The following is a 20,389-nucleotide window of genomic DNA, read 5'->3' as shown; positions in this document are numbered from 1 at the left end:
CGCACTATTCATGCTCATACTCATTCCCATACTTCTCCTGTCCGGCTGCACAGTCCAGGATGGCAAGCCAGATCCCGTCGCGAAAGGGGGCATCATAGATTTACGCAATTGGTCTTTCGCGGGCGATGGACAAATTGACCTGTCGGGGCAGTGGTCCTTCTACGGAGGCCAGCTGCTGGCGCCGGGCGATACGAAGGGTCAGGCAGACGAAAGGCATGTCATGGTGCCGCGCTCGTGGAACAGTTATAATGGAAGCTTTGGCCTAAAGAGCGGCCAAGGCTACGCCACCTATAAGCTGAAGGTGCTGCTGACGCCGTATGACCGTGTACTGGCGCTCCGCGTGCCGAACATATTCAGCAGCTACAAGCTTTGGATCAACGGCCAGCTGGCGGCGGTACAGGGGCAAGTAGGGACAAGCCGCAGCACATCGGTGCCGCAGCAATATCCGCGCATCGTTTCATTCGACGCCAATACGAGCAAGGTGGACATTTTGATACAGGTATCGAATTACCAGCATCGCAAAGGCGGCATCTGGGTACCGATTCAGATGGGCGACAGCGATTCCATCGTCGACGGGCAAATGAAAACGACGGCTCAGGAGATGCTCATCCTCGGCAGTCTCATCATTATCGGCGTCTATCATATCGGGTTGTACGCGTTCCGCAGGCAGGAGCAGTTCACGATGTATTTTGGCCTACTGTGTCTATTCGTTGCGGCGAGGGCAAGCGTTACGGGCGAGAACTATTTGCTGCAGCTGTTTCCCATTCCGTGGGAAGGCGGGCTCAAGATCGAATACATCTCTTTCGCGCTGAGCGCCGTAACGGGCTATTTGTACGTGTACCGGCTCTTTCCGCTCGACGCCTCAAGGAAGGTCATACGCCTAGTCGTCGGGATCGGACTTGCGCTCTGCGTATTTGTTCTCGTCTGCCCGGCTATTGTTTACTCCCGATTGCTGCCGGTCTTTCAACTGTTTGTCGTCTCGGTAAGCCTCTATACGCTGTGTGTGCTCATCATGGCCAAATACCGCCGGAGAATCGGTTCTACTTTCGTGCTGGCGGGGGTAGCCGTATTTGTTGTGACCGTCATGAACGACATGCTGTTCTATAATGAATGGCTCGTCTATGCGCAGCTCGTTCCGCTCGGCTTGTTCTTCTTCATGCTGATGCAGTCTTTTATTATTTCTAAACGGTTTTCCATCGCTTTATACCAGGTAGAGCATGTATCTCACGAGCTTCGTGAGTTGAACACGCATTTGGAGGAACGCATCGAGGAACGCACGGAAGCGCTGAGCGAGGCGAATGAGACCCTTGCGCAGACGAATAGGGATTTGCAGCGGTCGGAAACATCGAGGCGTCATCTGATGACGAACATATCCCATGATTTGCGTACGCCGATAACGCTGCTGCAGGGTTACTTGGAAGCTTTCCAGGACGGGGTCGTCAAATCAGAGGAGCAGCAGCAGCTCTACATACGCATGATGCTTGGGAAGGTTGGCGGGTTGAACAGGCTGATTCACGATCTGTTCGAGCTGACAAAGCTGGAGGCGGGTCAGACGCGGTTTGATTTTGCGGAAGTATCGCTTGCGCAGTGGATTCAGCAGCTGCATGACTTGTATGAGATCGACGTCATCAGCAGCGGTTTGCGGTTCAGCTGCGACTTCCACAGCGAGCATACGCCGCAAGAGGGGCATGCGCATGAAATGGAGCAGCAGAACCGCATCCGGCTGAGCCTGGATTTGCCTCGCATGGACCAAGTGCTGGCAAATGTCATCTACAATGCCATCAAGCATACGCCTAAAGGCGGGGAGATAGCGCTTTCTTTCTTCGTCGAAGCAGCTTCGAAGCGAGTGGTCGTTACCGTCAGCGACACAGGCAGCGGAATCGAAGAAGAGCATCTGCCTTTTATCTTTGACCGGTTTTACAAGAAAGAAGCGTCCCGCAATTCCGCCGAAGGCGGCAGCGGCCTCGGACTTGCAATTGCCAAGGAAATCGTTGAAGCACACGGCGGCTCCATCGGCGTGGTCAGCACGCTGGAGAAAGGCACGATGGTATGGTTCATGCTGCCGGTCATCGTAAAGTAACATCAGTCGACCTGTTTGAGGAACGCCATCATCCGGTCGATGGATTGCTTCCGCCGTTCTTGATCCATGCTGTTGAGAAGGCGGATAATCTCGATCGCTTCAGGGGTCACTGGCGTATCCGGCTTAACAGGCTCTCCGCCGATAATGTAGTCTAGCGAAACGTTGAACAAGACAGCCAGTTTTTTCAACGTTTCATAGACAGGCTGGCGGTTATTGATTTCATAATGGCTGTAGGCGGATCTCGTAATGCCAATTTGTCTTGCGACTTCTTCTTGTGAGATGTTCTTCCGAAGCCGAAGTTCTCTTAAGCGATCTCCCATCGTCATGGTTTCTAGCTCCTTACGTCAATCTAGCCTTTTTCGTACGAGTCCAAACGGGTTTCGTGAGGTCCCTTCTACTAATTTATGATACAAAGTGTATCATTGTCAAGAAAAATGTAGCAATATAGGATAAGCAAGTGACCCGAAATGCCTTGAATGTCGTATATGCCGGAGCTAGATATAACTGTTGAAAGAGAAGCTTCTGTAAGAGAGACGTTCCCGGCTGTATTACTGCCTGGGACGTTTTTTTTATTTTCAGGCCGTTCAATTCCCGCCGAACTTATTCTGGTAATTGGCGAGCGCAAGCAGCGGCCACACCTTGCCATAGCTGTCGTAACGCGAATAGAGGTAGCCGGGCAGTCCGGCTCCAGTTGGATAAGCAGCGGCTTTGCCATCCTGCCCCAGATGGCGAAGGAGGAAATCGCAAGCCTGCTCCATGGCGGGCAGCGGCTGCTCGTGGACCGCCGTCAGCGCATCCAGCGCCCATGCGGTCTGGGCCAGTGTTCCATAAGGAAGCGGGATGAACTGCTTATGGCGGTCGCTGCTGCAGGATTCGCCGAATCCGCCGTCCTGAAGTTGAATGGATAAGAGCCATTCTGCTGCCTTCTGGATTTGCGGATGGCGAGCCGACTCCTGTACGGCGAGCAGGCCGGTAAGCGCGGCCCAAGTGCCGTAGATGTAGCAAACGCCCCAGCGACCATACCAAGATCCGTCCGGCTCTTGATGACGGAACAGCCAATCGGCAGCGCGGCGAACGAACGGCTGCTTGCTCGTCAGTCCGACATGGCGGCCGAGATATTCCAAGGTCCGCCCGGTCAGATCGGGCGTTGACGGGTCGGTTGCGGCATCCTCCGCGCCATCCAAGGGCACCCAGCTGATCAGCGGGTTATTGATGTTGCGTTCGAAAGCCGCCCAGCCGCCGTCTGAATTTTGCATGGACAGCAGCCATTGAAGACCAAGATCACAGGCATGGCGAGCAGTAGGCGTCTCCAGCTGCTGCACGGCTCGAAGAGCGGCGGTCGTATCGTCGACGTCGGGATTCCGCGTGTTGACGTCCGAGAAGCCCCATCCGCCAGCAGTCGGCGTTTTCACATTAAGCTTCCAGTCGCCCAGCTTCTCATGCTGCCGGTCAAGGATGTAGCGTCCGGCACTTTGAAGCGCGGGATGACGGCTAGGCAAGCCGGCAGCCTGGAGCGAGCCGCTGATCAGCGCGGTATCCCATAGGGTAGAGGTCGTGATTTGCATGGTTCGGCCATGCTTGGCGTCCAAGAACAAGAGGGATTCAAGTCCGCGGATGGCATCTGCAATCAACGGATGGTCGTTGGTCAAGCCAAGCGCCCGAAGCGCATGAACCATCAGAATCGTCGTGCTCGCGTAGCTGTAGAGCGTGCCGTCCGGTTCGATTCGTTCCAGCATATAGCGTTCAGCCCGATTCACGGCACGCGCCTGCAGCTCTGAGGGGATGCTGAACAGTTCTTTCCACCGATTGCCGAATTCTTCAGGCTGCAGCGGTCTGAAATGTGCGTCCCAGTTCTGTTGAATCGAGCTCACATTCATCGCTTGCCTAGCCGCCTCGGGGAGCGGGCGGATGGAGGAAAGCTTGAAATCAGGCTTCAGATGGGCAATCAGCAGCATCGGGGCCATATGAACGCGGGCATAGCCCGAGAATTGATAGAAATGAACCGGCGAAGCTTGCGGGAGCAACATGATGGAGATCGGAATCGGAAACCAGCGCGGCCAGTCGTATTGGCCGATCGTCGCCAGCAGGAACTTGGTGAGCAGGCAATTGATGCCAGACAAGCCGCCAAGCGCCGCAAATGCATCCGCCGCGCGCTTCATACGAGGCTCATCCGGCGATACGCCTGCATATTGAAGGGCAATGTAGCATTCCGCCGTTGCTGAAGCGTGGCCAGCCTGCTCATCCGGGTGGATGCGCCATGCGCCGTCAGCGGATTGCTTGGCCCATATTCTGTCCGCTAAGTCGCGGACCAGCTTCGGTCTGCCGATCCCGGCGCTCTGCAGCAGCATGATCGCGGCGGCATCCATGGATGTACCGCCTTCGATGAAGCCCATGCGCCAGCTGCCGTCACTCGCTTGCGTCTGCAGCAAGTGCTGCGTGAGACCATCAATGCCGGATTGGATGCGTTCCCGCATAGTAACGAACACCTGCCTCGAATGGAATAGCCATTTCGCCGTTTGATCGAAATTGGCGTTCACGGTAGTTTATGACCGGCGTCTCGTCATTCATGATGGAATCGGCTGTTCAATCGTTGAAGATTGTGCGGATTTCATGGACATTCTTCTTTGAACTCTATATGATGAAAATGGTTCTCATAGCATGACCCAGGCGTTTCATCAGCTGTTCTCGGACATCGGGGATTTCAATGCCCGCGTCGAAGACAATGTAGGCGGGATGCGGGTCGTGCAGGCGTTCGGCAACGAAGCGTTCGAGAAAGAGCAGTTCCAGGTCAATAACCTGCGCTTCCGCATCTCAAAGCTCATGTCATACAAAATTATGGCGTTTAACTCATCCATTAACTATTTCCTAAAGCGGCTCGTTTCGTTGTTCGTCATGGTATGCGGAACCTGGTTCGTCATCCGGGGCGAGCTGTCCCCGGGCGGATTCGTCGGCTTCCTCTTGCTCGCGAACGTATTCATCGGTCCGATCGAGAAAATCAATGCGGTTATCGAGAGCTATCCCAAAGGCTTTGCTGGCTTTAAGCGTTACGCGGAGCTGATGGATACGGAGCCCGAGGTTGCGGATCGGCCCAATGCCGTGACTGTTGGCAATTTGCGCGGCGATATTGTCTTCCGCGATGTTTCATTTGGCTACGAGAACGAAGCCAAAGTTCTCGAGCGCATCAATCTATCGATTGGCCAAGGGGAGACGATCGCTTTCGTAGGGCCTTCCGGCGCAGGAAAAACGACACTGTGCAGCTTGCTCCCGCGGTTCTATGATGTAACCGGAGGCAGTATCTCCATCGACGGGCACGACATTCGAGACATGAAGCTCGTGTCTCTGCGCAAAGGCATCGGCATCGTTCAGCAGGATGTCTTCTTGTTCTCAGGTACGCTGCGGGATAATATTCTTTATGGCAAGATGAACGCAGGTGACGAGGAGATTTGGTCAGCGGCTCGAAGAGCGCAGCTGGAAGCATTCGTTCACTCGCTTCCTGACGGACTGGACACGATCGTCGGCGAACGGGGCGTGAAGCTCTCCGGCGGTCAGAAGCAGCGCGTCGCCATCGCGCGGATGTTCTTGAAGAATCCGCCCATACTGATTCTTGATGAAGCCACCTCCGCGCTCGATACGGAGACGGAATCGGCGATTCAACAATCGCTCGCCGAGCTGTCGCAAGGTAGGACGACGCTTATCATTGCCCACAGGCTTGCGACGATCAAGAATGCGGATCGCATTATTGTCGTCACAGAGCAAGGCGTAACCGAGCAGGGCAGGCATGAGGAGCTGCTTGCTGCGGGCGGTCATTACAGCAGATTGCATCAAGCACAATTCCAATCCTAAGGAGGGGCTCAGCCCATGAGAACGTTTCAAGAGCGTTTGGCCCAATATGCAGCGCTTGCCGTTGAAGTTGGCGTCAATATTCAACCAGGTCAGAAGCTGTACATCATTGCGCCGATTACGGCGGCTGAATTCGTGCGCGAGGTCGTCAAGCATGCCTACGGGATCGGATCCCCATACGTGCATGTGGATTGGAGCGACGAGCAGGTGACGCGCACGCGTCTTCAGCAGTCGCCGCAGGAAGGTCTGTCGAGCTATCCCGCTTGGCATGCCAATGGGCGGGCCGAGATGGCGGAAGAAGGCGCGGCATTCTTATGGGTCGTTGCCGAGAATCCGGATTTACTAAGCGGCATCGATTCTGAACGCATTGGTCTCATGACCAAGTCGCAGCAGATGGCGATGCAGCCGTTCCGCAAATTCACGCTGAACAATCAGGTAGCCTGGTCAATCGTCGCGGTTCCTATGGATGCTTGGGCGGATAAGGTTTTTCCTACGCTGCCGGAAAGCGAGCGGGTTGACGCATTATGGGAAGCGATCTTTGCCGCAGTACGCGTCGACGACGAGAATCCGGTGGAGGCATGGCGGAGTCATGCCGATAATTTGCGTTCCAAGGCAGGCAGACTCAATGAACGCAAGTACATGGAGCTTCGTTACCGCAACGCGGTCGGCACCGATGTGACGATCGGACTGCCGGAAGGGCATATCTGGGTCAGTGCGGGAACGAAGAACGCACAGGGGAACTTGTTTATTCCGAACATGCCGACTGAGGAAGTGTTCACGTCGCCGCTTCGTACGGCCATTAATGGCAAGGTCGTGAGCAGCAAGCCGCTCAGCTACAACGGGAACTTGATTGACCGTTTCGCCATTACGTTTACGGATGGCCGCATTACGGCGTATGAAGCCGAACAAGGCTATGAAGCGCTGAGAAGCTTGATCGAAACGGACGACGGCTCGCATTATTTGGGCGAAATCGCGCTTGTGCCCTTCAAGTCGCCGATATCCGATACGAATCTCACGTTCTACAATACGCTGTTCGACGAGAACGCAGCCTGCCATCTGGCCATCGGCTTCGCGTTTCCGTTTTGCTTGGAAGGCGGTTTGTCCATGAGCAAGGAAGAGCAGCTCGCGCGGGGATTAAACCACAGTCTGACGCATGTCGACTTCATGATCGGCACTTCGGATTTGGACATTGATGGCATTCGCCAGGATGGCACGGCAGAGCCGTTGTTCCGTTGCGGCAATTGGGCGTTCTAAATCATCGTTCAGGCTCTCCACGCGTCATGCGATTGGAGGTCGTGGAGGACAGGAAGCAGCGGGTGATACCGCCGCACAACTGAAAAAAAGCATGCGGATTAATGAAACGTCCGCATGCTTTTTTTACGTCGTTTAGTTCGCAGCTAGCTGCTTCTCGTACAGGCAGAATCCTGTAGGCGACGTGCCCTTATACGTATAGCCGAGTCCGCTGTAGAAGGCGTTCAGCTTCGGATTGCTGGCAATGCAGTCGAGGCGCATCGTCGACTTGCCTGGAAAGGAGATGCCCGTTTCCGCCCAGTGCACCATATCCGCACCGAGCCCTTGGCCGGCGTATTCGCGGTTAATGGCAAGCCGGTGAAGGTACACGTTAGGCTCATGGCCGTCCGGTCCCCATAGGCCGAGATCCCAATCGCCGGGTGTTTGCATGAGCAGCACGATGCCTGCCAGTTTGGCGCCGTCCTTGAACATGAACAGCTCGCCTTTCTCGATATGGCCCACGACGTTATGATGGTCATCGCCGGATAGAAGTGCGCTCCACTGCGTCGAACCCGTGCTCTGCAGCCATCTGGCTGCGCCGACGAGCAGCTCCATGACGGCTGGCGCGTCATCCGGCTTCGCCTGTGCGGCGGTGATGCGCGCGTTTGCGTGATCGTGATGAAGAATATAATTCAGCATGGTGTCGTCTCCGTTTACGATGGAATAGATGAACAGGCTCCTATTGTACCATCATGCCGTCTGCTGGTTCAAACGGCTCTTTTGCGATTCACGTAATAATACATGCTGAGCGGCCACCATATGATCGCGAAGATCGGATAGATCGCCCAGATCGCGTTCGGCGACGTGACCGCATTGACCGCAATGAACATGGCGCTGGTGAGCAGCGACGCGCATAAGGCAAAGGTGAACCATTCTCTGCTGCGGGAGAAGTAGATAGACATCGGCCACCAAAGCAAGGCGTAGGCAGGGAAGATGATCCATGGAAATTGCGACGACAGCAAGATGTTCAGCATCCCATAGTAAAGGATGATACAGAAGCTGCCCGCGAGCGCCATTGCGAGCGTGCGTGCGAAACGGCCCGCGTACATGAAGATCGGCCACCAGATGACGGCGAAGCCCGCATAGAGGATCCATGGCACATTCGGACTGTGGGCGATGTTTTCGTAGGCGAAATAGAGAAGGATGAGCGCCGTCGAAACCATGGAATAAGCTTTGAACCTGCCGTTATTCGCGAAATAGATCGCGACTGGCCACTGAATCAGGGCGAAAGCCGGATGGATAAACCAAATGATGCCGGGCGAAGTCAATAGGTTCACAAGAATGAGGAAGAAGATGCTCATGAGGCTTCCGGATACGGCAAAGGCAACGCGGTGATTGCGCATAGGAATCGCCTCCTTATTTCCAGCCCAGCCACTTATAGAACATGACAAGCGGCCACCAGGCTACGGCAAAGGTCGGATAGACGAACCAGATGACATCCGGGGTGTAATAGACGTTGATGAACAGAAACAGCGCAATAATTAGGCCGCTGCCCCAGAGCGAGAAGCCGAGATGCAGTCCGAACTGTTTGCGCGAGGAGGCGGGCTTGCCGTCCTTCACGCCGAGCTCCTGCTTGATATCCGAAATATCTCCGAACTCGACGATCGTCTTGTTGATGGCGTCCTCCTCCGATTTGCCGCTCCTTACGAGGTCAAACACTTTCTCCTCCAGGTTCTGGATAATTTCCTCTTGAATAGCCTGTTTCGATTCGCTCTCCGGAATATCCGAGAACCATTCTTCTACATGCGTCTTAATCTTCTTCATCTTAGAGTCCCTCCATGAATATATTGACGATTTCTTTGATTTCGTTCCATTCTTCCACCGTTTCCTTGAGGTAGGCCCTGCCGAGCTTGGTGGTCTTGTAGTAGCGCCGTTTGCCGCCGTGCGAGATGTAACCGACGTACGATTCAATCAGCTCCTTGCGTTCCAACCGTTGAAAAACCGCATAGAGCGTCGCTTCTTTAATTTGGAACCGGTCGTCGGTCCGGACGCTGATTTCTTTGGAAATCTCGTATCCGTAACGGTCTTCCTCATAGATCAACCGCAAAATAATGGCATCGAGATGGCCGCGGATGATATCGCTTCGGATCATGCATACTCCTCCTGTTCCCTGAAAATAAGCTGAAGTAATTGCTCTGTCACATAGTGCTCTATCTGATAGAGTTCTGTCTGATATTGCGGTTGCAGAAAATTGAAAGCGCAGTCACTGCTCCATTGGACCGTCGTAAGATTCGTTGAATGGAATGAGCGCACGCAATAAAGTGAAATAGAAAGCGGTTGAGAAGGATGAACCTATCCTACTCAACCGCTTTTCGATTTATACAGCAATACGATGATTAACCGAGCGAGTTCCGATTGAAGCATTATCGTCTGGCGTTCCGAGCCAATAACCGTACGCCAGGGTAAATTGAAGAAAACGCTGCAACACTTTTGGAGAAGGAGGACCCGGTGGAACGATTTCGGCCGGTCGAGTTTTTTGAAAAATCCTCCTTTTTTGTTTTGATTCATCATCAAAGTGTCGTTCTATGGTATTATTCCAAGCGTGGTTTACGTCTCCAGGGATATCGACCATATCGCCAGCAACGACCGTGTGCCATCGGTATTCAGTGCCCAGAAGAAGTACTTGACTTTTCGGCAAATAATACGTGCTGATTCATTACAATAAAGTATTGTTCTACACCTTACTAACAAGAAAGAGGGCAACCAGAGGATGATATGCTCCCCATACGGTGGACAGGTGAAATAATAAAAACCTGTTACTGTAAGGGGAGCTTTTTATGTCTATAGGAAAATATAGCGCGGTTGAGAAACTCGCGATTCTCGAAGCAGTTTCAAAAGGGGAACTGGGTTTCCTAGCCGCAGCAAAAAAGTACGGAATTAATAAAACATCTTTAATGAAATGGCAGCGTCGGTACAAGCTCTATGGCTATGAAGGGCTCGAGCGTCGTACGCATAATCAAAGTTACAACGCTGAACTGAAGCTTCAAGCGGTGGCGGATCGATAAATATAAGATTGCGAGCACAACCTCAAGCAACATGCTGATGAGTGATTCGGATATTGCAACGGTTCAATTAAAACGCTTCAAAACCATATTGACTCAACTCCGGTTATAAGTAGCATTATTCAAGATCAAAAAAGAGAGTGGAGTTCGGATATGTTTTCTAACAGAGGGTTTCGGTTGGAATTATATAGAGCCCCCCCCGTGGATGAGGCTAGTCATTTGAAAGCTAAATATGATTATATGGGACGGCTACAGCAAGTTGGACAGATAAATAGCTTCCCGCGTCGGGAAATGACGAAGCAGTGTGGCCAACCCGACGTCGGCCCGGCGGGCGATATCTCGCATGGACGCATCGACAGCATGCTCGGCGACGACGTCACGCGCGACTGCAAGTAGATGACTGTAATTTTTTCTGGCGTCGGTTCGCATGATGCCTTGACAAATGGATCACTGATCCATTATATTTGAACCACTGATCCGAATGCGGTATTCGGTAACTGGGTCAGTGAAATCCGTAAGATACAGCAATCTGTGCAAATGGGCCAGAGACGCTGTCCAACACAACGAAAGGGTGAAAATTCATGGGAAAGCTTGAAGGTAAGGTTGCAGTCATCACGGGAGGCGCTACCGGCATCGGCCGCGCTGCAGCAAAGCGGTTCATCGAGGAGGGCGCCTTGGTCTTCATCTTCGGCCGCCGGCAGGAAGCGCTCGACGCCGCTGTGGCCGAACTAGGGCCCAATGCCCGCGCGGTGAAGGGCTCAGTCTCCGATCTGGCCGACCTCGACCGACTCTACGCGTCGGTGAAGTCCGAGTGCGGAACCCTCGACATCGTCTTTGCCAATGCCGGGGCGGGAAGCCAGCTTCCGCTCGGCGAGATCACCGCTGAGCACATTGACGAAATCTTCGACACCAATGTGAAGGGTTCGATCTTCACGGTCCAGAAGGCGCTACCGCTGATGGGCCAGGGAGGTTCGATCATCCTAACGGGATCGAGCGCCGGCACCACGGGCGCCCCGGCAATGAGCGCCTACAGCGCGAGTAAAGCGGCAGTGCGCAACCTCGCGCGCACCTGGGCGGAGGACCTGAAGGGCACCGGCATCCGGGTAAACGTGCTGTCGCCCGGAGCGACGGCAACCGAACTCGCGAAGGAATCGCTAGGCGAGGAGGGCCAAAAAGTCTTCGCCTCGATGACTCCGCTCCAGCGCATGGCTGATCCGGCGGAGATCGGGGCGGTGGCCGCCTTTCTCGCATCATCGGACAGCAGCTTCATGACCGCCAGCGAAGTCGCCGTCGACGGCGGCCTAGCGCAAATCTGACGCGCTACGCCCGGCCGGTCACTCCATTCGATATTCGGAGCCCGTAGGGCGTGGTAAACTGAAGGAGAAGAATATATGAGCTACGCAATTATTGGCTTCGGCAAGATCGGCCAGGCTCTTGCTAAGGCGTTTGCCCGAAGCGGCATCGAAGTATCCGTTGCAACCACTCGCGACCCGGAAAGCTTTGCATCCGCTGCGGCCGCGATCGGACCAGAGATCATTCCCAAAAAATTGGCGGACGCCGTCAAGGCGGACATCATCTTTTTGGCTGTCCGTTTCGAGTCGCACCCGGATGTCGCGAAGGCGCTCTCCACCTGGCAGGGGAAGACCATCGTCGATGTGACCAATGCCTACGGCGTGGCCCCTGAGGAACTGGGAGGACAGCCTTCTTCCAAGTTCGTCGCGCAAGCCTTCACTGGTGGACGACTGGTCAAGGGCTTCAACCATTTGGTCGCTGCCGTCCTTGACCAAGATCCGGCCGTTCATGGTGGCAGGAGAGTCGTGTTCCTGGCGAGCGACGATGACGGCGCAGCAGCGGAGATTGGTGCGCTTGCGGAAAATCTCGGTTTCGCGCCGATCAAACTTGGCGGGCTTTCTGAAGGCGGACTACTTGTGCAGGCGCGCGGAAATAGCTGGGGTCAACTGATCTTTAAGGATTTGGTAAAGTTCGACTGATGAATCGTGATCGCAAATTTCGATGCGATCCTGCCTCGTGGACAAAGAGCAGCCACAGTTTGATTGAAGCGAGGGCGACGCCGGTAGTAGACAGACACTTGCCGATCATCTGGCGTGTGCGCGCTTGTGGGTCTGTCTGACGCCTTCCAGCCTCGGGAAGCTGATGGGCTTGACACTCCTGTTTCCGCACCTGGTCGGGCGTGAGGGTCGGGCGAAGGCGCTCGGCCCTCGCCTCCTTCGCCAGCTGTGCGATGGCGAAGGCGCTACGCAGCTGTTTGAACGCCGAGACGATGAAGCTTCGGTCGTGGCCTGCACCCGTCGCGCTTGCGGCTGCCCGATGGTATGAAATCAAAGAATTCAAGCAGATCGTAGAATCGACGGAAAACCGCAACATACCTAGACGGCCTATTACCAATCTACTTCCAATACTGTTGGTGTATCTTTCGGGGTTTTTAAAACAAATTTACCTGCATCCGACTGGAACACCATCCGTGAACAAGTGCGAAATGATGTAATTGGACAAAAGTTGAAAGGCTATGACGACCAAGGAAGAAATTATGGAGATACTGACGAGGAAGATTGAATTTGATATAATGATTATGTAGCACATTGGAGTTGATATTGGATCATGGCTGGCTGGCTCCTTAGGGAGTCGGCCTGCCCTCGATTCATAATAAAAGCGTGGCTTGTGGTTTACCACATGCTAGCATTCGCTATTTTTAAGGGATAATGTTACGTGGGCAATACTAACGTTTCAATTTCGCTTGGCTGGGAAGAAATGAGAGTTCGCATCCGGCGGGAGGCTAAAAACGATAAATTGTGCATTACAATTTTTCCTAAACTACCCACGCCCAAGAGCGCATACAGTAACGTCTAATTGATCAATACCGATTAGAAGAATAGTTGAGATCCATTCCCTTTGATACTGAAATGACATATTAGCTTTCGATGGAATGTCCCAATAACAAATCTTTTTGTGGTTTTTACAGATCAAGTTATAACATGCCGAGAAAAGTCGCGTATCGGGAACGCAGGGAAAATCAACGCCTAAACGTGACAGTAAGCTTTCGCTATTTGAGTGAGGTGAAAACATATGCGAGCCGACGCCAGAAAAAATTACAGTCATTTACTTGCAGTCGCGCGTGACGTCGTCGCCGAGCATGGTGTCGATGCGTCCATGCGAGATATCGCCCGCCGGGCCGACGTCGGGTTAGCCACACTGCTTCGTCATTTCCCGACGCGGGAAGCCTTGTTCGAAGCGTTGCTGCGTACGAATCTGGAGGCACTGACGCAGAGGGCAGGCGAACTCGAAACGTCGAATCCACCTGACGAAGCGCTCGTGTCCTGGTTTCGCGAAGTGGTGGCTTTCGTCCAAAGCTATAGCGGCGTTGTCGCCTTGATGGCGAGCGCCCACGCGGACCCGGACTCCGCGCTTTACGCTACATGCGTAGCGGTGCACTCAGCGGGCGCGCGACTATTGCTCCGTGCTCAGACCGAGGGAACGGCGCGCGCCGATATGAATGGGGACGACTTGTTCGCCATGATATCGGCGGTCGGCTGGCTTGTCGGCCAACCTTCATTTGCGCCACGGACTGATCATCTTTTCAATGTTATCGCGAGCGCCATCTGGATGAATGATCTATAAGATACAGCAATCTGTGTAAATGGGCCAGAGACGCTGTCCAACACAACGAAAGGGTGAAAAGTCATGGGAAAGGCTGAATAAAACGATGTTGACAGCGTTCATGTAATTCGATTGTTGGCTTATTCACAGGATCTCATAAAGAGATCACGGGGTACCGGATGCGTTGCGCAAAAGGGCACCGATCCGTTCCGTTAGAAAGACCGGCCTCCACCATTTGGATAGGTGTGACGAAGGAATGACAGGGCATATGCCCCGTTGAGAGCGAAAACCTCCAAAGACTGTGTGGAGAAATACGTGCAGTAATATGGAACTATTTAGCGATATTCACCTCGCCTCTGTTCCCGGATACCTTCTAACAGTTGAATCTGAAGGTTCTGGCCTCGTCACATCCTTCATCCTATTGCAAAGGGGATGAAATCCTGCGAATAAGCGAGTATTCGCTAGAAAATCAAAGCGTACTGAGGGAGTGCAATCGATTTTCCAACAAAACCCGATTCTAAAACTGAATCGGGTTTATTTGATATATTCCGCCACGCTAATTGATTACACGTATGTAAACGGTCTTCTCATGATGTTGAATTTCGAAAAGAACCCGGTAGGTTCCACGCAGACGGATTCTCGAGGACTATAAACAACAGATCCAGGAGCAGATCGACCAGCTTACCGTAAACTTAGTGGCCTTAGTACGAGAAAACCGATCATTATAAGGTGTTAGTGAGCGACATTGAAGAACGAACATGGACCAAATCGCTCTGAATTTTCTATTGAATTAACGGGTACTATAGCACAACGACATCAGGCTGCCGGCTAACTGCAGCCTTCGTTCAGTTAAACGGGCAGGATAGTTTAATTTCCTAGCGAATGGTTTAGGGGAACCAGATCATAATTGAGAGGATTGATTTTGCATGAGACCTAGTAGTCAGGTACTGATTGAACAATTAGGAACAGATTATATTGATACTAGGTTAAAGGGCTTCTCATACGATCATGTATCACATTTAGTTCAAATGAGATATGGGGATTTAGAAAATGATGAAAATGATAAGGTCATTTTCTTTAGGGATTGTTTTTCGGTAAGTATCAACACCTGGCTGGAAAGTATGAAGGGTAATGTCCCTGTCAAACCAGGTGAAATGGACTTCTTCTTGCATGAGATAACGATTGAAGATATTGAAATCAATGGTGTTTCACTTTATAAATGTTCAATGGAGATACCCATGATGGATTGTCAGATCGCATGTGTCGCGATTGAATTAAACTAACTGGGAACATGATAGTTCAACGATTCATGCAGCAGTTTGCCGTTGGCAGCTGTTCCATTTTTCATTAAGCTAACTGGCAGAATACTTCCAATATGTGGTACCATATGATTTATAAAATACTATTGCTTAGGAGGGAAAAGGTGTTGGGGATATTTTAGCATCCTTTCATCTTTAGGAACGATAGTGGTATGGCTAATCCTAAACTTCAATAACCCATATAATTCTGCTTCACTAAGTAATGATGTTATGATAAGAACGGGAGCATTTCTTTTAGCCCCCGCATTTGTTGTAGTAATAGGCACGATTATTAAGAAACGTTTCATCCTGTTCATCGCTTTTTTTTGGTCGTTACCTTTAAGTCTCTACCTAGCCATGACGCCTAGTATCTTTAAGTTATTTTTAGCTACTTCATTATGCTATCTTTTGGCGGGAATTCTAATGGGAAAGAGCAACGCGACGCTGACTAATTCCGGCAACAGCCGATTACGCTAATTGGGAACGTTAGTTAAATAAAGCAGCAGCAGTCTAGGACTTTATTTTCTCAGTCCATAGCTGCTGCTGTTTCGTTTTTGGGGTTAGTCTAATACTTAATTTTCGGAATGTGACGGTTTGTATATCGAAAAAACCGCGCGGCTACAATACATCCAGTCTAATACTTTATTTTCTCAATACAGTCGTATAAATACGAAGATGACATGTTCAATTTTGACTGGGTCCATTGATGAGCCGGCTAACACTGGGAGACGGCGGGGGCAGGAATAATAATTAATTGCAACCTTATGGCAAGATACCAGCATTTTCTTACGGTTGTGGTAAGCCAAATAGAGTTGGGCACCCGAAGGCGAATAAGTGCTGAAGCTGATTTTCCTGGACGAAACTTCGATGTAGATTCAGCCGGACACACCCGCACCACCTAACCGCCGGAGGGACGGGTCGCCAGACTTAGCCTCGCATAGGAGTTGTCCGGCTGAATTCACCCTCGGCACTTCTGCATCGGCCTAGACCAAGGGCGTAAGCCCGCAGCGAGTTATATGAAGTCAGCGCCTTCCCCGAGTCACCCACCAAGTCATCATTCAAATGGATCAAGGTTTTCACATAAAAATTCCGATGGTTGGGGCATAAACGGCGACCAGAATCGTCATGCAGAGCCGTCCTTCTTCATCCGCTGATCATTATTTCTCCATTTGGCCACGACGATGAAGAGAACGGGAAAAGCAACAGCGAATAATGAGTAGTACTCGAACAAATATTTTTTTATCCAATCGAGATTTTCGACGATATTCATAAAAAGTAGCGAATACGCAGATATGACCCACACCATCGGATAAATGACGGTGTATCGCCTCTCAATCTTGAACAATTGGCAGACACCCGAAACAGCACAATAGAATAGTATGCAAAGCTTAATACATACTACCAGCACGATATTCACAGACAGAATCGCTTCCAAATGCTCGATGAAACCGGTAAATCTCATTTCGCGGAACATAGAAAAGATTGGGTAAACCAAGTGCTGTCCGCGATACACGCCTAGAACACCAATAGAAATAAAAACGCAAGCGGCCAACATTACGCCGGCGATAGTGATTCCCGTAATAAACGCGAAATTTACTTTCCTCTGCACGAACGGAATGATCATCAAGAACGCAACTGTTTCCATAAAGGGGAATGCTAACACGTATCGAGTTTGAATAACGGCGTTGCTAATCTGGAAAGGGTAGGCAAAGTTAAAATAATGCCAATTCCACTCCCGCAGCATGATGACTACCGGAACCCAGAACGCAAGATAGAGGAATGGCACCAGAAGTTCGTTCATCAGGGCGATTGATTCGATGCCCTTCGACACGGCGTACGCAGCGAAGAGTAGTATCATGAAATGGAACACAGAAATAGGTGTACGTGGCATGAGGTTAATATGCATGAAATCGCCAAGGTTGCGCGTTACCCACGACGCGAGTTGGATGAAAAAAACGATATAGAGTAACGAGACGAGGCCGCCGGCCCACTTGCCGAATGCCTGCAAAGCAATCTCAATAAGCGTCTTTCCTGGATACAGCTTAGCAAGGTACGAGTATCCGAAAGCAAGCACTAGCCCATACAAGGTCGCCCAAATGACAACAATCCAACCATATTGTTTTGCGCTCGCGATGATTGGGCCGGGTAACAAAATAAACGCAGTACCGATGACATAGATTTGCGTCAATAAGTGAAACTGCCACGCGCTGAGCCGGACGGATTCCATAAGCTCATCATCCTTCCTTGTCTTCCTTGGTATAGGGATCACTCTTGTTCCCGGTCATCGTAACGTCAGAAGTGATCGTGAAATTCACAGATGTCCGCCGCCATGAATTCGAAGTAGCCCCTTCATCCTGCAAACCCAATAGATCCCAGTTATTTAGCTTTCCCAACACTACCATCTTCTTCGCGTTATCCTCTACGACACGATTAAACGTCTTTTCGATCTTGTGTACGTTTTCCAACGTTAATTTCGCATTCTGTTGGTTGTTCAATATGCGGAGATCCGCATGAATGAGGATGTTGAGGCGATTGGCGGATCGGTCCCATTTCCGTTTCACTTTGACATTATTCGTCTCGACGTCAACATAGTTTCCGCTTACTTTAAGCGTTTCTGTGAACTTCCGATAATTCGTGTTCAGGATGTGAAAATAGTATTTATTCTGACTGTCCAAGAGTCCTTCCATGCGTCCTTTAAAGAACACCGCGCTGTCCGCAAAAAAGGATGGCGCTTGTTCGCTGGCGTCAATCTGCTCCATTCTCTCTGTAGTTTCTGCCGGTTTGCCGCGGTAATGGATCATCGGTATGAGTGTCGGCAAATGGAATTGCATACCTGTCACGATGTCTTTGACACGGATCGGTTCTACGCCCCCCGCAAAGGCCCCCCGCGAAAAAAGGCGAACAAGCGAGGTGGCATGACGCCCGGGGACCTTTTCGAGTGTCGTAAAACTGTTCATTACGGCCTTTAGAGGGGAATCCGTCACAAACAGATAAACATTCATGCGCCATTCGGGAGTCGTTTCCAAGTAGTTGAGAATATCAATGATTCCCTGTCGGGCCACCGCTTCGGATAATATATAGCACTGCAAATGTGAGGTGAAAAGCAAACGCGGCATCATGGTGCTCGTTTTCTGCATGAACCGGCCCAAGCTATATTCCTTAAATCGATACGTGTAAACCGACGCTTTGGAGCCGCCACTTTGCCTGGAGGAGAGAGCCGGTGGGTTAATTACTTGGTAATAAGCAATATACATGCCAGTCGACGGTTCCCGGTCGATGCCGACTGAGGTGACAATTGCCAGTTCGTTGATTTCTTTTTTGTCCCAGCATCCTGAACAGACAAGTAAGGCGACTAGTAAGATCAAGAGCCAAAATTTTCGCAATGCTCGTCCCCCTATTTTTTCCTAGAAAACATCTGAGGTTTTTGATTCAACCAGAACCGAGGAACACGTAGAATAGTGTCTTTAAAGTCTGACACCAGCAAAGGCGCAAGGGGAGACATATACTTCACACCGAAGGAACTCAATGAAACTAGATGAACCAAAACAAACAATGTTCCGCACAGAATACCGTATAACCCCATAAAGCCCGCAAGGAACATAAATACGAACTGGAGGACCCGCTGAGCATTGCCAAAGCCGTATATTGGAGACACAAAATTGGAGATGGCCGTAATCGAAACGACAATGACCATGGCCGCGGAGACGAGTCCCGCTTCGACTGTGGTCATGCCAAGTACAAGAGCACCGACGATCGAGATCGATTGACCGGCAATTCGAGGCATTCGTAAACTGGCTTCACGTAAAATCTCGAACGTGACCATCATGATCATCGCTTCCAGGAATGCTGGAAAAGGCACAGCTTCCCGCTGCGCGGCCAGGTTGATCAAGAGCAAAGTCGGTAGTAGCTCTTGGTGGAATGTGACCACCGCAATGTATAAAGGAGGGATGAAGATCGAGAGCATGAACGCGAAAAATCGCAACCATCGTGTAAGTGTGGCTATATCCGGCCTCTGGTAGTAATCTTCTGGTGAAGAGAAAAGTTGGAAAAATGTCACTGGACCAATCAATGCAATCGGAGTGCCGTCGGTAAGAAGAGCTACTTGCCCTTCCAACAGTTTGCCTGTCACCGCGTCCGGTCGTTCTGTCCCGATGAGTTGAGGGAATGGTGATAACGTCTTGTCCTGGATCCAATCTTCAAGATAAGAGCTTTCCAGAATGCTGTCGGCTTGAATGGCCTGCAGCCGACGACGAAATTCATATACGACGCCATTGGAGGCTATGTCGGGCAGATAGGTCAAATACACTTTGGTCTTCGTCTTAGTTCCGATGATCATCTGTTCAAAAACTAAATGTTCACTTTTGAGACGTTTACGGATAAGAGCTACGTTCCGACCGATGTCTTCGACGAAACCTTCTCGTGGTCCGCGTACTGTGGCTTCCGATTGAGGCTCAGTTACACTGCGATAGTCACTGCGTTTGACGTCAAAGCTTAAGAAACGGTCAACGGTTGGAATCAGCAAGCACTGGCCCTCCAGCAGCAGACAGATGCCTTCATCGGCATCTGACCATTCCGTGTTTTGGACGAAGGGGATGTGGCGGTGAAACCAGCCCAGGTCGTCCAGATCGTACTCCTCTTGCTTTTCGATTGGTACGGCGGCAAGAATGGGTTTGATTACAAATTCATCTACGAGAGCCGATTCCACAATCGAGGATAGATAGAGGCAGGTGAAAGCCGAAGATCCACGAAGAGGGAACTGCCGAATGACGAAGTCAGGGGCCCCCTTCATACGATTTCGGATTTGCTCCTGCATCGGCTCGGTAACGGAAAGTTTAGGCACTGTTGAACCCTCCATCATTTACGGATTTGCTCCTGCATCGGCTCGGCAACTGAAAATCGAACATGGGTTATTGTGCACAAACCATTAGAAGAATATACCGATAATGCCAGCCATCAGCCTGAGAAAAAGTCGCCGTACCCGCTGGTTTATAAATTTGAATAAAGTGGAATAACTACTCAGGCTTTGTGGAAAATACGATTGAAAGGAGCGTTATAACATTTGAATTTGAAAAGCAGCCAGTTCTGGTTTCGTATGGTTATGTTTATGGCACTTATCCCTGGAATTCACGACGTTTGGCGCGCTGAACAAAACGGTTAATGCGAATTCGAATTCTTATGGAATCCCACAAGAATCAAGTGCAGATTCAACATCGATTCGGCCTTTTCAGGTGCATATTCCCGAGTCAGATCTTACCGATTTACGT

General features: G+C 51.2%; 18 protein-coding genes and 1 pseudogene. 9 read left to right on the top strand and 10 right to left on the bottom strand.

The window, feature by feature from the left end; translation table 11 throughout:
- The first annotated feature begins 10 nt into the window (after nucleotides 1-10).
- Nucleotides 11-2,080 (top strand): sensor histidine kinase, encoded by a 2,070-nt coding sequence (locus KXU80_RS07935; protein WP_219837680.1) that lies wholly within the window; start codon nucleotides 11-13, stop codon nucleotides 2,078-2,080.
- 2 nt (nucleotides 2,081-2,082) lie between these two features.
- Here the strand turns inward: KXU80_RS07935 and KXU80_RS07930 are convergent, their stop codons facing one another.
- Together KXU80_RS07930 and KXU80_RS07925 are read right to left on the bottom strand one after the other, a co-directional pair.
- A complete protein-coding gene (locus KXU80_RS07930; RefSeq protein ID WP_219837679.1) occupies nucleotides 2,083-2,406 on the bottom strand; it encodes a helix-turn-helix domain-containing protein in 324 nt (107 codons plus the stop codon).
- 258 nt (nucleotides 2,407-2,664) lie between these two features.
- Entirely contained in the window at nucleotides 2,665-4,554 is a 1,890-nt protein-coding gene (locus KXU80_RS07925) for a terpene cyclase/mutase family protein (RefSeq protein ID WP_219837678.1), read from the bottom strand.
- A gap of 184 nt (nucleotides 4,555-4,738) precedes the next feature.
- Here KXU80_RS07925 and KXU80_RS07920 point away from each other — a divergent pair.
- Nucleotides 4,739-5,923 (top strand): annotated as a pseudogene (locus KXU80_RS07920) (ABC transporter ATP-binding protein); the annotation flags it as partial.
- A 15-nt stretch (nucleotides 5,924-5,938) separates the two neighbouring features.
- Nucleotides 5,939-7,174 (top strand): aminopeptidase, encoded by a 1,236-nt coding sequence (locus tag KXU80_RS07915; RefSeq protein ID WP_219837676.1) that lies wholly within the window; start codon nucleotides 5,939-5,941, stop codon nucleotides 7,172-7,174.
- A gap of 132 nt (nucleotides 7,175-7,306) precedes the next feature.
- Here KXU80_RS07915 and KXU80_RS07910 read toward each other — a convergent pair whose 3' ends face one another.
- From KXU80_RS07910 to KXU80_RS07895, 4 genes are all read right to left on the bottom strand, one after another.
- A complete protein-coding gene (locus KXU80_RS07910) occupies nucleotides 7,307-7,849 on the bottom strand; it encodes a GNAT family N-acetyltransferase (protein ID WP_219837675.1) in 543 nt (180 codons plus the stop codon).
- 68 nt (nucleotides 7,850-7,917) lie between these two features.
- Nucleotides 7,918-8,553 carry a hypothetical protein gene (locus KXU80_RS07905; protein WP_219837674.1) on the bottom strand — a complete coding sequence of 212 codons (636 nt, stop codon included), beginning with the start codon at nucleotides 8,551-8,553 and terminating at the stop codon, nucleotides 7,918-7,920.
- A 13-nt stretch (nucleotides 8,554-8,566) separates the two neighbouring features.
- Nucleotides 8,567-8,974, bottom strand: coding sequence for a permease prefix domain 1-containing protein (locus KXU80_RS07900; RefSeq protein WP_219837673.1), 408 nt, complete (start codon nucleotides 8,972-8,974; stop codon nucleotides 8,567-8,569).
- 1 nt (nucleotide 8,975) lies between these two features.
- Nucleotides 8,976-9,302 (bottom strand): PadR family transcriptional regulator, encoded by a 327-nt coding sequence (locus KXU80_RS07895; RefSeq protein WP_219837672.1) that lies wholly within the window; start codon nucleotides 9,300-9,302, stop codon nucleotides 8,976-8,978.
- A gap of 685 nt (nucleotides 9,303-9,987) precedes the next feature.
- Between KXU80_RS07895 and KXU80_RS07890 the strand changes: the two genes are divergently transcribed.
- Nucleotides 9,988-10,215, top strand: a complete 228-nt coding sequence (locus tag KXU80_RS07890) for a helix-turn-helix domain-containing protein (protein WP_219837671.1) — start codon at nucleotides 9,988-9,990, stop codon at nucleotides 10,213-10,215.
- A gap of 246 nt (nucleotides 10,216-10,461) precedes the next feature.
- Here the strand turns inward: KXU80_RS07890 and KXU80_RS27935 are convergent, their stop codons facing one another.
- Nucleotides 10,462-10,557, bottom strand: coding sequence for a TetR family transcriptional regulator (locus KXU80_RS27935; RefSeq protein ID WP_258171428.1), 96 nt, complete (start codon nucleotides 10,555-10,557; stop codon nucleotides 10,462-10,464).
- Nucleotides 10,558-10,793: 236 nt separating this feature from the next.
- Between KXU80_RS27935 and KXU80_RS07880 the strand changes: the two genes are divergently transcribed.
- From KXU80_RS07880 to KXU80_RS07860, 5 genes are all read left to right on the top strand, one after another.
- Nucleotides 10,794-11,528: an SDR family NAD(P)-dependent oxidoreductase gene (locus KXU80_RS07880; protein ID WP_219837670.1), complete on the top strand. Its 735-nt coding sequence runs from the start codon at nucleotides 10,794-10,796 to the stop codon at nucleotides 11,526-11,528.
- 75 nt (nucleotides 11,529-11,603) lie between these two features.
- On the top strand, nucleotides 11,604-12,203 hold the full coding sequence (locus KXU80_RS07875) for an NADPH-dependent F420 reductase (RefSeq protein WP_219837669.1): 600 nt from the start codon (nucleotides 11,604-11,606) through the stop codon (nucleotides 12,201-12,203).
- A 124-nt stretch (nucleotides 12,204-12,327) separates the two neighbouring features.
- Nucleotides 12,328-12,549, top strand: coding sequence for a hypothetical protein (locus KXU80_RS07870; protein WP_219837668.1), 222 nt, complete (start codon nucleotides 12,328-12,330; stop codon nucleotides 12,547-12,549).
- Nucleotides 12,550-13,296: 747 nt separating this feature from the next.
- Nucleotides 13,297-13,848: a TetR/AcrR family transcriptional regulator gene (locus KXU80_RS07865; protein ID WP_219837667.1), complete on the top strand. Its 552-nt coding sequence runs from the start codon at nucleotides 13,297-13,299 to the stop codon at nucleotides 13,846-13,848.
- A gap of 905 nt (nucleotides 13,849-14,753) precedes the next feature.
- Nucleotides 14,754-15,110 carry a hypothetical protein gene (locus tag KXU80_RS07860; protein WP_219837666.1) on the top strand — a complete coding sequence of 119 codons (357 nt, stop codon included), beginning with the start codon at nucleotides 14,754-14,756 and terminating at the stop codon, nucleotides 15,108-15,110.
- 1,138 nt (nucleotides 15,111-16,248) lie between these two features.
- Here KXU80_RS07860 and KXU80_RS07855 read toward each other — a convergent pair.
- The 3 genes from KXU80_RS07855 to KXU80_RS07845 are packed head-to-tail and all read right to left on the bottom strand — an operon-like array spanning nucleotide 16,249 to nucleotide 19,983.
- On the bottom strand, nucleotides 16,249-17,352 hold the full coding sequence (locus KXU80_RS07855) for a GerAB/ArcD/ProY family transporter (protein WP_219837665.1): 1,104 nt from the start codon (nucleotides 17,350-17,352) through the stop codon (nucleotides 16,249-16,251).
- 7 nt (nucleotides 17,353-17,359) lie between these two features.
- A complete protein-coding gene (locus tag KXU80_RS07850) occupies nucleotides 17,360-18,508 on the bottom strand; it encodes a Ger(x)C family spore germination protein (RefSeq protein ID WP_219837664.1) in 1,149 nt (382 codons plus the stop codon).
- Between the two features lie 11 nt (nucleotides 18,509-18,519).
- Entirely contained in the window at nucleotides 18,520-19,983 is a 1,464-nt protein-coding gene (locus KXU80_RS07845) for a spore germination protein (RefSeq protein WP_219837663.1), read from the bottom strand.
- Nucleotides 19,984-20,389: the final 406 nt, after the last annotated feature.

Source organism: Paenibacillus sp. R14(2021) (assembly GCF_019431355.1).
GTDB lineage: Bacteria > Bacillota > Bacilli > Paenibacillales > Paenibacillaceae > Paenibacillus_Z.
The sequence above is the reverse complement of the archived record's forward strand: the minus strand, read 5'-3'. Positions and strand labels throughout refer to the sequence as shown.